This is a genomic window from Bacillota bacterium (assembly GCA_023511485.1).
Taxonomy (GTDB): domain Bacteria; phylum Actinomycetota; class Aquicultoria; order Aquicultorales; family Aquicultoraceae; genus CADDYS01.
This window is the reverse complement of the sequence record JAIMBH010000031.1, coordinates 1-15,014: the sequence shown is the minus strand read 5'-3', so window position 1 is coordinate 15,014 and position 15,014 is coordinate 1. Positions and strand designations below refer to the sequence as shown.

Genomic DNA, 15,014 nt, shown 5'->3' with positions numbered 1-15,014 from the left:
TGTCGAATTAAGGACAGCTATTTAGCCAAGTAGCCAATTGGGAAAATGAATCAGCGTAGAATCTACGACATAAGTATACCTATTCGCGAGTCTATGCCTACATGGCCCGGAGACCCGGGTTTTGAGAGAAGCCTTATTCGCTCAATTAAGGCTGGGGCTGCTTATGAGGCATCAGTAATACGAATGGGTAGCCATGTTGGGACTCATGTAGATGCGCCGGCACATTTTGTGCTCGGCGCTGGCACAGTCGACAAACTGCCGCTTGACATACTTATCGGAGAAGTAGCTGTTTTTGAGTTAGATGTGAAGGAGAAAATTACAAGGGATGACCTAGAGGGGCTAAAGCTTGCTGACCGCAGGCGAGTTTTATTTAAGACAAGAAACTCAAAACTTTGGGAAAGTGACGAGTTTACTCCAAACTACGTCTATTTTACGGTGGATGCTGCAAATTATCTTGTTGGGCGTGGAATAAGGCTTGTCGGCATCGATTACCTATCCGTTGCTAAGTTTGAGAATGGGGCCGAGGTCCATCGCATTTTTCTTGAAAATGGAGTGATTGTAATAGAGAGCCTTGACCTTTCGGCTGTCAGGCCAGGTGATTACGAGATAATGTGTCTACCGTTGAAAATCCTGGGTGCCGATGGCGCTCCCGCCCGTGTTGTTTTGAGGGAGCTTCAGTAGGCAGGGAATTGTCATCCTTTGGTTTTTTCTAGATTCTGGCTTTTTATCTCACGCTTCCTTTCTATAGAAGCTAACTAAAATCTTGTGCTCTTCTCGTACTTATTTCTCAACCATACCGATACGGCGTTCATTGATAGTAAAACGACTAACAAAACTATAATAGCTGCTGCAGCGAGATGGGTGAAATCTTCCTGCGGTCTGGATACCCAGCTAAATATTTGTATCGGAAGCACTGTAAACCCATCCATCGGGCTGCTTGGAGTAAATGCAACAAAAGCCAGCGCTCCAATCATTATAAGGGGTGCGGTCTCACCGATGGCGCGAGACACCATAAGGATTAATCCAGTGAGGATGCTTGGGAGCGCAGCCGGTATCACAACATGTCTTATCGTTTGCCACTTCGTCGCACCCATGGCCATGAAGGCGAGCCTTAGGGAGTTCGGTACACTTTTAATTGCCTCACGGGCGGCAATAATCATTACCGGAAGAACAAGTAACGTCATAGTAAGGGCGCCTGCTAAGATACTGCGGCCAAGCGTCATAGCTCTAACAAATATCGCCAGTCCCAGAATTCCATATACAATAGATGGTACACCGGCAAGATTGGCGATATTTATGTCTATTATGTGAACCAGTCGATTCTTAGGCGCGTACTCTTCAAGAAAAATGGCGGTAGCAACTCCAATTGGAAAAGCGAAGATTGCTGTTAGGATAGTAACCCATAAGGTGCCGGCCAGGGCGGACAATATTCCCGCATCTTTAGGCAGCATGGATGGGAAGCTGGTCAAGAAATGCCAGTCTACCCAGGTAATTCCTTTGCGCAATATATCAAAGAGTAGAACTCCCAGCGCGGCTATTGCGATAACGCATGCCATAAGGACTATCTTATGGAATAAAAAATCAATCATTGCACGTCTTCTAAGCCGCTTTTGGTATGCAGTGCTATCTATGCTCATTCGTATACCTCCCGGAAACGGCGTGTAATCATTTGTCCTAATATGTTAATCAGCAATGTAATAATAAACAGCATTGCACCTACAGCAAAAATTGTTTTATACTCGATTGTTCCCTGGGGCGTATCGCCCATACTTATCTGCACGATACTCGCGGTCATTGTCTGAATACTCTCAAACGGGTTGGCCGTAAGCTTTGGCGTGTTGCCTGCGGCAAGCGTTACGATCATCGTCTCGCCGATAGCTCTTGAGATCGCAAGGATAAACGAGGCTATCACACCCGAGAGACCGGCAGGCAGTACAATTTTTGTTGCTACCTCATAACGGGTTGCCCCGAGTGCAAATCCGGCCTCTTTTAAAGACCTCGGCACGCTAATTAGCGCATCTTCACTTAACGATGAAACCATCGGGATGATCATGATACCTACGACAATACTTGCGCTAAGTGCGTTAAATGTATTGATGTTGGGGATGATTTGCTTTAAGAATGGTGTTACAAAGGTTAAGGCAAAGTAGCCGTAAACTACAGTCGGTATACCGGCTAGCACTTCAAGTAGTGGTTTTATTACCTTTCTAACCCTTGAATTTGCATACATGCTCAGGTAAATTGCGCTTGCTAATCCAAGCGGCAACGCAACGATGCTAGATCCAAGCAAGATAATGGCCGTACCTGCTACCAGCGGCAGTATGCCGAAGTGCCTGTCCATAAATAGCGGTGTCCAGCGCGTATCGGTCAGGAACTCTGCCAGGGATACTTCCTTAAAAAATGAGAAAGTTTCCGTAAAAAGCGATAGGATTATTCCGATAGTTGTTAATACAGAGATAAGGACGGCACCTAGCAGGAGCGAATATATTACTCTCTCCTTGACGTCACGCCATTTGAAATTGGCTTTTGGTTGCTCAAAAACCATTTCAGCCGGTTCTTCCTTCGGAATTACTTCAGGAGTCAATGTATTTACCTCTTTTAATGTATGCACAACTATCATCTCCTGGAAACTGGTTTAGCCATATCGCCGGGAAACCAGACGCCCGGCGATATGGCTTCTTTTATACTGGTTTAGATAAATGTTTTTGCTTTTTTATTCAATCTGCTTAAGGCTCTTATCATAATCCGCTTTGTTCAGCGGGATATATCCCACGCTTGGGATTAGCTCTGACCCTTTAGTAAGATAGAACTTAACGAAATCTTTAACCACCGGCTTCTCAAGAGATTTACTGTTTACATAGATATATATCTGGCGCGAGAGTGGATTATAGTTACCACCTTTAATAGTTTCTTCGGTTGGCTTAACCGGCCCACTGCCGGCATCGATTGGCAGGGCGCGCAAATTGTCCTCGTTTTGTTTGTAGTAAGCATAACCTAAGAAACCAAGGGCACCCTTATCGCCTTGAACTCCCTGAACAACGACGTTATAATCTTCGCTTACATTGTAATCGGTTCGGATAGCCTTCTCTTTGCCGTTAATTGCTTGGGTGAAGTAGTCAAAGGTTCCATGTGCGCTACTTGGTCCGTAGAGCACTAACTTCTGGTCCGGCCAATCTGCTCTGACCTGTTTCCAGTTGTTGATCTTGCTGTCTGGAGCCCAAATCTTCTTCAACTCCTCGGTTGTGATTGACTTTGCCCAGGCGTTCTTTTTATTGACAATAATGGTTATTCCATCATACGCGACCGGAATCTCGATATATTGGATCCCGTTTTTTTTGGCGGCAGCCTTCTCAGCCTCCTCAATTGGTCGCGAGGCGTCGGCGATATCGATTTCTCCGGCAATAAACTTCTTAAACCCACCGCCTGTACCGGAAGATCCAACCGTTACATTGATGCCAGGGTTTGCTTTCATAAACTCCGAAGCTACCGCTTCACTGACAGGCAGAACTGTGCTTGACCCGTCTACTTTAACTGTTCCGGCCTGGATGCCAGTTGATGATGTTTTCGTTTTAGCGCCACCACAGCCGGCTGCAATAAGGGTCAATGCGGCTAAGGCAACCAAGATTATTGTGGATTTGCTCTTTAATATGCGAGAAATAGATCTCATAAAACCTCCTTCAGAACTTCATAATGCCCGGCGCAGCCGATTTGGGCCCGCTCATCGGATAGCACCTAGTTTAAGGATAGGACAGGTTGGAATCTTCGTGGTGAAATACATGTAACCGTTTTGTAAAAAAAATGTTAACTCTAACCCTTGCTTTATTTCTCCAGGGTAGAGCATAAATTAGGGTGTTAAGTATCAATTTTAAACCGTACCGTAAATGTGCTGCCAACGCCAAGAGCGCTGTCAACATGAATGGTCGCATTGTGGTTTTCGGCTATGTGTTTAGCGATGGAAAGGCCGAGGCCGGTACCGCCAGTTTCACGGCTTCTTGCTTTATCTATACGGTAGAACCTCTCAAAAATCCGGGGAATTTCACGTTTGGCCATGCCGATTCCGTTATCGGCAACTATAAGGTTGATATGCTCAAAGTCTCGCTCAAGCTTTACGTCTATTCTTCCGCCGGAAGGCGTATACCTTATTGCGTTGTCAACCAGATTTCTTACCAAGGTAGACAATTGCTCTTTATCTCCGACAATAGTCGGCAAGTTTTCGGGAATAGATATATTAAGCGACAATTCTTTGTTTGCTGCAAGCTGGATAAAACTTGAGGCGACATCATTTACGAGTTCACCTAAGTCAATAGGGGACTTCTCGATTGTGTCCTGCGGAGACTCGATTTTAGACAAATCGATTAACTCGCGCACCAGGTTTATCATAGCGCTTAGCTCCTTATCGAGCCTTTTTATAAATATCTTACTAGATACCGGGTCTGTGTCGATGCTTCTAAGAAGCGTATCGGATAGCAGCTTAAGGCCGGTCAGCGGAGTTTTTAACTCATGCGATACATTTGCAAGAAAGTCCTTGCGCAGCCTTTCAGTTTGTTTTTGTCTGGTGATATCTCTGACTACGACAAGAGTTTGTTTTTCATTGTCAGTGTTTTTTATCGGATATATACGGATTCGAAGCTGCCTGAATGGGTCTTGCAGGCTTAGCTCATCGACTACCTCTCTCTCGTGCTCCATAGAATCGGTTATTGCATTATCCAAATCGAAGCTTCTTATAGAATGGATTACCGGCTTGCCGATAACATCGGCTGCCTTAACTTTAAATATCCTCTCAATAGAGTGGTTGGTTAGCACAACATCGCCATGCTTGTTTAAAAGCAAGATGCCCTCAGCCATATTGTCAAGAATTAAATCGACTTTGGCTTTTTCTGAGCGCAACTCATCGATTCGCCTTTTAAGTTTTTCCGCTAGGTTGTTAAGGGACTTCGATAACTCGCTTATTTCATCATGGCCTTGTACTGGCAGTCTTTGTTCAAGGTCATCATTTGCCATTCGTTCCGCCATAGCCATCATACGATTAAGCGGCACTGTAAAAGATCGAGATAGAATGTAGCTAGTGATAACAACCAGAATTATTACCCCAAGTGCAATTGCCAGTATGATGAGGCTGAATCTGTTTAAATCATTCTCAATTTGCGACATTGGCAGAGCGACGCGCAAGGCGCCCTGGACCTTACCGTGGCTTTTATATGGTATTGCAACATAGAGCAAACGCTGCTTTAATGTGCTGCTGAATCGCTCGGATTTTCCGATTTTACCCGACAACGCCTCTTTTATTTCGGGTCTATCGGCATGGCTTGGCATCAACCTCGGATTTTTTACCTGCGTATCAGCCAACACCTCTCCGTGAGCGTTGACAAGAGTAATGCGGGTATCTGTTACTCTTGCAAGCTTGGAGAGTAGTGCTCGCGTAGAGTCGCTGTTAAGGTTGCTTTCCCCAAGTTCGTCAATTGCAACTTTAAAAGAATTTGCCTTAGCTACCAATTGGTTGTTAAGGCTCTCGGTGTAAAAAAAGGAAATAGATGACCTTAGAACAACCGCAGTAATCAGAAAGGTAATCATGGCGATTATGCTGTAGCTTAAGATGAGCTTTTTCCCTATTCGCATAAGGCTTTCTCCTCGGCTTGAAATTTGTAGCCGAGACCATGTACAGTCTGGATGTAGGAGAATTTCGAGTGCTCCTCGATTTTGTTGCGGATACGTCTTATATGGACGTCTATTGTGCGGCTGGATGTGTAAAATTCATAGCCCCACACACGCTCGGCAAGGTCCTGCCTTGTAAACAAAACTCCCGGCTCAGAAGCAAGTACAGTCAGAAGCTGAAACTCTTTGAGACGCAGGTGAACCTCGTGGCCATTGACTTCAACTGTGTGCTTAGATAGGTCAAGCTTAAGGTCGCCGATTTCAATAGTGGGGGATTTATTAGCCTTTTTAAGAGTGCGCTTTAAATTTGCATTTATGCGGGCGACAAGCTCTTCAACGCTAAAGGGTTTTGTAATGTAGTCATCAGCTCCGACGCTAAACCCTTTAAGCTTACTCCGCTGGTCTTCGAGGGCGGTTATCATTATTATCGACACATCCTCGTCGTATTCCCTGATCCGCCTGCAGACTTCAAAGCCGTCCACCTCAGGAAGCAACAGGTCTAGCAGGATAAGATCAGGTTTACCATCCTTTACCTTACTTAGCCCTTGGCTGCCGTTTTCAGCGGTTAACACAGTAAAGCCCACACCTCTTAGGCTGTACTCTAATGTTTCCCTGATTAATGGGTCGTCTTCGATTATGAGAATCTTCGCCATAAGCTTTTCAATAATCCCCTCTATCCGCGTTGGTCATGCAACAAATATTTAACAAGAATGTTTCAATATTTTCACCAATAAACGGTCGGCATGGCTATTATATTAGATTATATAGGATTTATTGAACCGTTAATATCTGTTAGGTGCTGATTAGTTAGCAGATGTAACGAGGGAGAACCGGTGCATGGAGAATAAGCTAGCAGGTGAAAAGATAAAGATCGAATTTAAAAACGTTTCGTTTTATTATGGCTCTTTTAAAGCCATAGATGATATTTCGCTTAGATTGCCTAAAAATCGTGTAACCGCATTTATTGGCCCGTCAGGATGCGGCAAATCAACTGTTTTGCGGATTATTAACAGGACAAACGAGATAGGATTTACCACACGCGTGGAGGGCGAGGTGCTGTTAGATGGCGTGGATATCTATAAAAACGGCACCAACCCAGTTTTACTTCGTAAGCGGGTAGGTATGGTATTCCAGAAGCCAAATCCTTTTCCAAAAAGCATATATGAAAATCTCGCGCTTGGACCAAAAATTCACGGCATAAAGGACAAAGATGAACTCGATCACCTGGTTGAAGAGAGCCTCAAAAAAGCTGCGCTCTGGGATGAGGTTAAAAATACGCTAAACAAATCGGCGATTCAGCTATCGGGAGGCCAGCAGCAGCGGTTGTGTATTGCTCGTGCTCTCACAATAAAACCTGAGGTCCTTCTCATGGATGAGCCCTGCTCTGCCCTCGACCCAATATCAACTCAAAAGATCGAAGACCTTATCGAAAATTTAAAAAGCGATTATACTATTGTTATGGTAACACATAACATGCAGCAGGCGGCACGCGTTTCAGATTACACAGCTTTCTTTTTAGTTGAAGAGACAGGTGCACCCGGCAAGTTGGTGGAGTTTTCCGATACTGCTACTATATTTACCAGGCCTGCAAACAAAAAGACCGAAGATTATATAACTGGACGCTTTGGCTAATAGCGTTGGTTTTGCATTAAAAATTAGTATTAAATAGGGGTGCCCCGGCAATGAGAAGGAACTTCCATGATGAGCTTAACGACCTTCATAATGCAGTCTTTAAAATGGGCTGCTTAGTAGAGGAAGCAGTGAAAGATGCAGTTGTCGCGATTGGTGATTCTAGCCCGGACTTGGTCGAGAAGGTCGTTCAGGGAGACGACAAGGTTGATAAAATATTTGATGAGATAGAGACAGATTGCTTTATGATGCTTGCAACACAGCAGCCAGTAGCCAGAGATTTAAGGTTAATTGCGTGCAGCATAAGGGTCATAAGCGATCTTGAGCGCATGGGTGACCTTGCGATTAACATAGTGAAATACTCCCCTGGTGCGAATAATGGAGAGCCTCTTGCAGCTTCCGGTACCCTTATCGGGATGGGAACCGCTGTCTCGGCCATGATCGCTGAGACGCTAAAAGGATTTATAAATTGGGAAAGCGACATCGCAGAGCGAATAGAAGAGCGTGATGAAACAGTTGATATCATGTATATGAAGCTTTTCGAACAGCTTTTTGAGTGTGGAGGAGAATATGATTTGCGCTCTGCTATCAAATCAGCGTTTGTCGGCAGGTATCTGGAGCGCATTGCTGACCACTGTGTCACCATTGCAGAGCGCGTCAACTTCTTGGTCGAAGGTAAGGTAGAGCAAATCTAAAGAACCACTCCCCACCTGACAGAGTTGCAGGACTACCCTCACTCTAAATGATTTGCGATTTATTTTTGACTCTAGAATTAAGGAATCAACTTATTGTAAACCGTAGGCGAATCATTGGTTTACAATTCTTACTTTTACTAAATCGCTTGTTTTACCTTACTGTGTCTGTAACTTACGCTGATTTAAACATCGGGTTTAGCGCTCTTTTACAACTGCAGCAGAATGTATCGTCCGGGTCTCTGTATTGAGATAGTTTGCAGCCACAGCGTTGACAGAACGCCGCCGATTCGACACGCTTCGGTCCTGACAAGATCTCATCCAGGGTTTTTCCATTAAGGTTACTAAACGAGATACCGCGAACTATAGAGCCTTTCATCTGGATCAATCCTTTCTAGAAATCGACGTTGTGTACTTTAAACTATCAATAGAGGTTGGCTTTGTTCGTGTTTTTTCCCGAAATACGCTCGTCTAAACCTAACAGACAAGGGTTTTTTAAACTATTTGAAAACCGGTTGAAAAAAGCATATCCCAAACGGTTGGCTAGTAATCAATAACAAAATATTTTAAGTAAACTTAAAATATTAAAGCAGCTTATTTAACATCCCAGTCGAATCAAGGAATCTTCACATAAAAACTTTATCTAAACCGGTAATTTCGAAAATTCTTTTAACGTTTGGTTTAGCATTTTCGACTTTGACAGAAGACACGCCACCGAGGCGTTTTCTCAGCCTTATTAATAGTCTCAGAAAGTAGCTATCGGCAAAATCGAGGTCGCTTAAATCAAAAACGATTTTGTTTACTCCGTCTAATTTTTTAACTAAAGCCTGCCTAAGCTTGGAGCTACCAAAGAGATCTGCTTCTCCAGAAAGTTTTACAATAAGTGTGTTTTCATGGCGTTTGAAATCAAATGTCACAAATGCTTCGGTTGAATTTTGTCTGTTTCTCGGTAGCTTTCTACTTGCCATATTTATCACCTGGACTAATATATGCCCAGTTTTATTCCTGCTTAGAAAAAGAGGGGCAAAAGTCGATTGTCTGATTTTTGAGATTAGCATTTATAGTTGCTCGCAGAGTGCAATCTAAAATTTGGCTTTAAGCCAGATATAAACCAAGTAGTAACAAATAGTAGACAAGTAGTAATCATGTGGCAGTCGTATGTCAACTAGGCAAGCTATTGCAGCTTGCCGTTGATAAAATATGGAGCTATACTGGTGGACAGCGTGTTTTAGAGACGACAGGTGATTATGTTGAGTGAAATTAAGGTTGGCGGCCAAGCTTTCGGCGACGGCGTCTTAATGAGATCAAAAAAATACTGGGCACTAGTCAGAGAAGACGGGTCAACTGAGTTTGGCTCTGTAAGTTCGTGGCTCGATCACCATCCGCGCTGGAATATATTTTTTATTCGTTCGATAATATCGTTTATCGAAATGGTGAAGTTTGGCTTTCAGACTTATACAAGACAGCCACTTGCCAACAACTGGCGACTCTTGTTTTGGATGGGAATTTACGCCGCCATTACATTGCCACTTTCTTTAGTGGTAAGGTCCTGGTTTGGTGAAGGATATCTGGTTAATATATTATTTCAGCTTTTCACTTTTGCGACTGCTATTTGGGCTTTAAGCAAAGGATTAACAGGTAAAGTTTGGTCGTATCATGGTGCGGAACATAAGGCTGTGAACGCCTTTGAGCAGGGCAAGGACTTAAATGACGTTGCGGCCATCCAGAGTTGTTCGCGAGTACACCAGAGGTGCGGAACGAATCTTGTATTCTTACTGCTGGTTGCTTTGGCGTTTTATATTCCATATCCTGAGGCGAAGATTAACGCGATATACTCCGGGCTTTATGTAATGTCGTCTATGGCGCTCTCGCTCGAACTATTCCGTCAGCTGATGAGATTTCCTAAATCCATCCTGACAAGGCTGGTTCTATTTGGTGGAAGGCTACTGCAGAAATTCGTAACGACAAAAGAGCCTGACGATGACCAGGTTATTATTGCATCCAAAGCGCTTCAGCTGGTATTGGCTCTTGAATCGATGGGTAGCGCTAAGGTAAATAAGTAAGTGAGCTTAGATAATACTTAGATAATAAGTAGATAATAAGCGAAGGCCGGTTAATTTAACCGGCCTTTTTGCCTTTTGTTTGTAGTAGGATAGGTATGCATCAGTTTCAAGTTTGTTGTTAAAAAGTTAGGATAAAAAACTACCGGCAGTCCTACAACTGTGCAATTATATAGTCTATACAGGCTATATAGTTTGTTTAGTCAGTGCTATGCTTAAATTGTCGGTGCTGTGCAAAAACTGGTGCTATTTTGCTTCGCAAAAGCTGATGCTGTTTGAGCGCTGGCGCAAAATGTTTGGACAAGAGGATAAGTTATGGTGCCCTATAAGAAACATGTTGGTTTAGCATGCTTAGTAGCAGGCGGTTTGGCATGGCCGGCGGGGTATTTTATGAATTATGAAATACCTCAAATTCTACCCGTCCATTTAATCCTTATATTTACCGGCCTGGGCTTAAGGGGTAGCCACTTACTTAAGACAATCAAGCGAAAAAGAGCGTCCCGGCAGGCAAGAGGGGATGCGAAATAGGTTTGCCGGTAGACTTTTTGACTACATCGTGATATATTTTCTATTGCGCTGATATAAGTGTGGCCGGTGTGAACCCATGCAGGGGTGTGGTTTTAACACGGCTTTTCTTTTTGTATCTTAAATAAAAATTGGGGCGTAGCCAAGCGGTAAGGCACGGGTCTTTGGAACCCGCATTCCTAGGTTCGAATCCTAGCGCCCCAGCAAATTCTATACCCCTTAAATTATGGCTCTGACGAGCCATTTTTTTAATGACCGGAATTTTAAACCCTCCTGGGATTCGAACTGCTTATTTCATGATAATTAAAATATTTATCCATGCTAAGGCATCTGCTAATATATGTTATGAGCACTATCTTTATGGTTCAGGTATCCCGTCAGCTTCGTAGGAGCAATCGTTGCTTGATAAGATTAAGGAATTTACCAGCAGTAGAAAAATCAAATGGAAGAAACACGCACTCAAGAGATTGTTTGAGCGCAACTTAAAACGTGGTCAGATTTTTGAAGCACTCTTAAGGTGTGAGATAATAGAGCATCATAAATTGCAGCGGCCACTTCCGTCTGTTCTAGTCTTGGGCTACTATGGGCAGAAACCGTTGCACATGGTACTAGCAATCGATGAAGTAGACGAAATCTTGTGGATTATTACGGTTTATAAGCCATCTCTAGAAGAATGGCTGGATGATTATAAAACTAGGAGGCAGAAATGAAATGCCCAACTTGTGGTGGTGTAGCAAAACGAGGCGCTACCAATTTACCAATTGAATTAGAGACCGGTCTCTTGTATGTAAAGCATGTTCCGGCAGATATCTGTGAGCAATGCGACGAAGTTTTCATTCCCGACGACATTGCTGCTAAGTTAGAAGAGATTGTTAACGTAGCCAAAAAACAAAAGGTTGAAATTGAAGTAATCGACTTTCAGGGTGCTGCTTAATATACAAAGCTAAAGGTTGGTTTCTAAGAAACAAACCAGATACATTAATAAGGCACCTCTGGAAGGTAATATCTATGAAGAGCAAGAAGAAGTTCAATGCCGTAAATATGATGCGCGAAATAAGGGATAAACTGAGCAAGGAATTCTCAGGTATGAGCTATGATGAGCAAAAAAGTACATCGAAGAGAAAACGAAGGCCAAGAAAGTCCATAAAAATGGCGCAGCTTAGTCGGATAACTTTTTCACACCAAAGATACCCTTTGATTTGTCCATTCATCAGTTGCTACCGCAGCTCAGAGACCTATTTCACCAGTATTTCTAATAGCTCAAGGTTTGAATAGTGTCCACGGAGGACAGCAAAAGCATAACCACTTTGAAAATGGCTCTAAAAGGACTCTGATGAGCCATTTTTTTAATGGTCGGAATATTTAATGACCGAAGCTTAGTACCTGTCAGCAGATTTGGTGCCCGAAGCAATTTCATAACCGCACGCTTTTTCGGCGATATAGCTCAAAAATTGCAGATAGATAGCTTGCTCGGTGTCTGTCACCCTACCATCTATCTGTTTCAGAGAAATGCAGTGGGGTATGTTACTTGAGTCAAGTAACCAAAATTCTGGAGGGAGTGTTTATGAAAAAGGCTGATATCTTTAACATGATCGAGGATTGGGTAGATGCCTGGAACGCCAAAGATATAGACCGCATGAAATCCATGTATGCCGAGGATGTTATTCTCTATCAAGCTCCTATCAAGCAGGCCCTTAAAGGGTGGGATTATATACAAGATAGGCTATCAGCCCTTCTTGAAGGATTTCCTGATGCTCGCATAAAAATTAATGACCTTCATATCGATGGCGATATTGCCATTCTGGAGTTTAACGAGACCGGAACGCAGACTAAGCAGTTTTTAGGTTATGCACCAACCGGAAATAGAATGGATGTAGATTCCTGCATAGTTTTCAGGATTAGGGGTGGGAAAATAATCAATCACACCACATATTTGGATACGGCAACCATACTACGATCCCTGGGATTAATTGAGATAAAGGGTGCTCGCCCGGCGGCAGCTTAATGGTTCAAATATGGTTATGTCCCGGCCACCAATCGGTGGCCGGGAATTTTCTAATGTCACATCTTTTCTTATAACTCACCGCATCATATCTGGCTCAATTTGAAGGCTGGTTGTATATAAATCACCTGCTATATGAGTTGAAATATGGTCAACCAATGCTTCTATTTTTGCGTTATCGTATCCTAATTGCTTCAACATGGCTGCATGAAAATCGATCGTGTAGGGGCTACTCGCCGCAGTTGCGTGGATAACCCAATTATATTGATTATTTCTTTGCCCCAGGTATCTTCAGCCTTCTTGTAGGCTTCCCATTTCTGTCTTAAAGCGGAGGGTTTTGTGCTTGCGCTTTCCAGATATTTGGCACAAATTCAAGGTTATAGCACTGTTTGATGAAATCAAAGATTGCTTTTATATCGTCAGAAGCTTCGTTTTCTTGGATGAGACGGATAGTTTTTAAGTTGGCAACTTAAAAACCTCCTTTCGGTCCTGTTGCCATGATTAAACATATCTATTCGTACCCACATCGCTTAAAATCCTAATAAATTACTTACAAAGCCGGTGCCTGTCACTTTATGCTACCTTGTGCTAAAATAGTTAAAACTGAATATGTTCCTAGGTGCCTCAGATTTTTGGGGATAATAGGGAAGCCGGTGAAAATCCGGCGCGAGCCCGTCACTGTAACTGGGGAAGTAAGTCGCTAAAAGCCACTGGCTGGAAGGCTGGGAAGGCGCGGCAAGCAATGATCCAGAAGCCAGGAGACCTGCCTGGGAGCGATGCAAGAGGACCACTCTCGAGGTCTGGGGTGGACGCTAAGAATCCTGTCGATAAGTTCTAGCGATGATAAAATCCTGGCCAGCAAGTGGCCAGGATTTTTGTTCTCAAGGGGTAGGATAGAGTGGGGGTGATTTTTAGGCAAGGATCAGAGTAATCTATTTTCAAGTTAGACGAAAGGAGAGGTTATGAGACGGTATTTGGTTGTTTTATTCTTTACAGCTATTACTTTGGCTGCGGTGTCTACGCCCGCCTATGCAATGCATATTTCGGAAGGAATACTTCCTCTTCCGTGGGCCAGCTTTTGGTTTTTTGTAGTTATACCATTTATTGCTAAAGGGATATTAGAGATCAAAAAAGGCAGTAAGCAAATAGCAGCTTTTGTTCCTTTGGTTGGAATGGTATCTGCAGCAGTGTTTATTATATCTGCAATGCCGATACCCGTTCCAACGGCGGGTACATGTTCACATCCGGCGGGAACCGGTTTAGCCGCGATCTTAATAGGCCCGTTTGCTACAGTTGTTGCAACGTCGATATCACTATTAATACAAGCGCTATTCCTTGCTCATGGCGGTATTACTACCTGGGGTGCAAACATTTTCTCCATGGGAATAATTGGGGCATTTTCTGGATACGCTGTGTTTAAGGTGTTTGCGAAATTAAAATTACCTCTGGTGCCGGCTGCGTTTCTGGCTGGGTTGATATCCGATTGGGCAACTTATACGGCGACCTCGCTTGAGCTAGCACTTGGTATCAGCAGTAAGATGCATTTTCTTGGGTTATTTAAAGCAATCTTGGTTGCCTTTATTCCGACTCAGCTTCCTCTTGGAATACTTGAAGGGTTTGCTGCGGCCGGATTTTTTGCATTTGTACTAAAACGGAGGCCGGATATATTAGTTTCGCTGAGGATAGTCCCAGAAGAGTTTATTTTAAGGAGAGGTGCGACCTATGAAGAAGCTGTCTATTAGAGCTGTTGGGCTGCTCGTACCCTTCTTGGCCCATCTTACAACCGCAAAGATTGCGCTAGGGGCAGGCTGGTCGGGCGTAGATGAATCCGTTGTTGAGCATTATGCCGAGAAGGCGGGGCGGTCTGCATGGACACCTTTTATCAATACCGACCAGGGTGACCTCCTACTGTTCGTATTTTTAATAGCCGGCGTAATAGGGGGCTTTGTTGTTGGATATTACTGGAGAATATTGTTTAAGGATGGGATTCAAAAATCAAGAACTCAAAAATCGGAGATCAAAAATCAGAAATCCAGAAGCCCTGAGCCAGAAGCCGAATAATACCTTTTCTAATGGGATGTAAGACCCTTAAGGAAGGTAAGAATATGTGTACCCTGGCCGAGCACCAGAGCCCGGCCAGGGTTGTCTCTAGCTCTTCCCATTCCTTCAAACTAATGCACTGCAAAAATATCAGCTATCTGCCAATATCAATTATTTATCAACTATCTTTTTGCGAGCGGCGTCTTACAATTTTTGCTGTGCCGTAACCGACAAAAATTGTCGCCAAAACGCCAACAAAGCCGGCTAATCCAGTTGCAAGCCTGCCGTCCCCAAATCCAGGCATAGAATAATCAGGAATAAGGGCTTTAAATAAACTCCTGACTTCCGCATTGGGACACCCAAGGCCTAGTTTTTATAAACAACCTTCTGATTTGTCAACTCACCCATCTCTGT

At 43.6% G+C, this 15,014-nt stretch carries 15 protein-coding genes, 1 tRNA gene and 1 riboswitch; of the genes, 10 read left to right on the top strand and 6 right to left on the bottom strand.

The annotated features are described in order from the left end of the window. Positions 1 to 45: 45 nt before the first annotated feature. A complete protein-coding gene (locus K6T91_09690) occupies positions 46 to 681 on the top strand; it encodes a cyclase family protein (protein MCL6473060.1) in 636 nt (211 codons plus the stop codon). Positions 682 to 755: 74 nt separating this feature from the next. On the opposite strand, the gene pstA is transcribed toward K6T91_09690, so the two are convergent. The 5 genes from pstA to K6T91_09665 all read right to left on the bottom strand — a co-directional run bounded on the left by pstA (position 756) and on the right by K6T91_09665 (position 6,305). Then, positions 756 to 1,637 (bottom strand): phosphate ABC transporter permease PstA, encoded by an 882-nt coding sequence (gene pstA / locus K6T91_09685; protein ID MCL6473059.1) that lies wholly within the window; start codon positions 1,635 to 1,637, stop codon positions 756 to 758. Continuing rightward, positions 1,634 to 2,545, bottom strand: coding sequence for a phosphate ABC transporter permease subunit PstC (pstC, locus tag K6T91_09680; protein ID MCL6473058.1), 912 nt, complete (start codon positions 2,543 to 2,545; stop codon positions 1,634 to 1,636). Before pstC ends, pstA begins: the two co-directional genes overlap by 4 nt. Before the next feature lie 168 nt (positions 2,546 to 2,713). Further along, complete coding sequence (locus K6T91_09675) at positions 2,714 to 3,667, bottom strand: PstS family phosphate ABC transporter substrate-binding protein (GenBank protein MCL6473057.1); 954 nt, start codon at positions 3,665 to 3,667, stop codon at positions 2,714 to 2,716. Between the two features lie 185 nt (positions 3,668 to 3,852). Continuing rightward, on the bottom strand, positions 3,853 to 5,616 hold the full coding sequence (locus K6T91_09670) for a cell wall metabolism sensor histidine kinase WalK (protein ID MCL6473056.1): 1,764 nt from the start codon (positions 5,614 to 5,616) through the stop codon (positions 3,853 to 3,855). After that, complete coding sequence (locus K6T91_09665) at positions 5,607 to 6,305, bottom strand: response regulator transcription factor (GenBank protein MCL6473055.1); 699 nt, start codon at positions 6,303 to 6,305, stop codon at positions 5,607 to 5,609. The genes K6T91_09670 and K6T91_09665 overlap by 10 nt, the downstream gene beginning before the upstream one ends. A gap of 184 nt (positions 6,306 to 6,489) precedes the next feature. Between K6T91_09665 and pstB the strand changes: the two genes are divergently transcribed. Beyond that, positions 6,490 to 7,284, top strand: a complete 795-nt coding sequence (gene pstB / locus K6T91_09660) for a phosphate ABC transporter ATP-binding protein PstB (protein MCL6473054.1) — start codon at positions 6,490 to 6,492, stop codon at positions 7,282 to 7,284. Between the two features lie 50 nt (positions 7,285 to 7,334). Continuing rightward, positions 7,335 to 7,976: a phosphate signaling complex protein PhoU gene (phoU, locus tag K6T91_09655; protein ID MCL6473053.1), complete on the top strand. Its 642-nt coding sequence runs from the start codon at positions 7,335 to 7,337 to the stop codon at positions 7,974 to 7,976. Between the two features lie 623 nt (positions 7,977 to 8,599). Here phoU and K6T91_09650 read toward each other — a convergent pair. Beyond that, complete coding sequence (locus K6T91_09650) at positions 8,600 to 8,941, bottom strand: STAS domain-containing protein (GenBank protein ID MCL6473052.1); 342 nt, start codon at positions 8,939 to 8,941, stop codon at positions 8,600 to 8,602. 282 nt (positions 8,942 to 9,223) lie between these two features. On the opposite strand from K6T91_09650, the gene K6T91_09645 reads away from it, so the two are divergent. The 7 genes from K6T91_09645 to K6T91_09615 all read left to right on the top strand — a co-directional run bounded on the left by K6T91_09645 (position 9,224) and on the right by K6T91_09615 (position 14,621). Further along, positions 9,224 to 10,036: a DUF1385 domain-containing protein gene (locus K6T91_09645; protein ID MCL6473051.1), complete on the top strand. Its 813-nt coding sequence runs from the start codon at positions 9,224 to 9,226 to the stop codon at positions 10,034 to 10,036. Positions 10,037 to 10,690: 654 nt separating this feature from the next. Continuing rightward, positions 10,691 to 10,762 (top strand) — tRNA-Gln (locus tag K6T91_09640). Between the two features lie 194 nt (positions 10,763 to 10,956). Next, on the top strand, positions 10,957 to 11,268 hold the full coding sequence (locus K6T91_09635) for a DUF4258 domain-containing protein (protein ID MCL6473050.1): 312 nt from the start codon (positions 10,957 to 10,959) through the stop codon (positions 11,266 to 11,268). Then, the gene (locus tag K6T91_09630; protein MCL6473049.1) at positions 11,265 to 11,492 is read left to right on the top strand and encodes a type II toxin-antitoxin system MqsA family antitoxin; all 228 of its coding nucleotides are present in this window, start codon (positions 11,265 to 11,267) and stop codon (positions 11,490 to 11,492) included. Before K6T91_09635 ends, K6T91_09630 begins: the two co-directional genes overlap by 4 nt. A 630-nt stretch (positions 11,493 to 12,122) precedes the next feature. After that, a complete protein-coding gene (locus K6T91_09625; GenBank protein ID MCL6473048.1) occupies positions 12,123 to 12,563 on the top strand; it encodes an ester cyclase in 441 nt (146 codons plus the stop codon). A gap of 597 nt (positions 12,564 to 13,160) precedes the next feature. After that, positions 13,161 to 13,346: riboswitch (cobalamin riboswitch) on the top strand. A gap of 176 nt (positions 13,347 to 13,522) precedes the next feature. Continuing rightward, entirely contained in the window at positions 13,523 to 14,302 is a 780-nt protein-coding gene (locus K6T91_09620) for an energy-coupling factor ABC transporter permease (protein MCL6473047.1), read from the top strand. After that, positions 14,283 to 14,621 carry a hypothetical protein gene (locus K6T91_09615; GenBank protein MCL6473046.1) on the top strand — a complete coding sequence of 113 codons (339 nt, stop codon included), beginning with the start codon at positions 14,283 to 14,285 and terminating at the stop codon, positions 14,619 to 14,621. The genes K6T91_09620 and K6T91_09615 overlap by 20 nt, the downstream gene beginning before the upstream one ends. Positions 14,622 to 15,014: the final 393 nt, after the last annotated feature.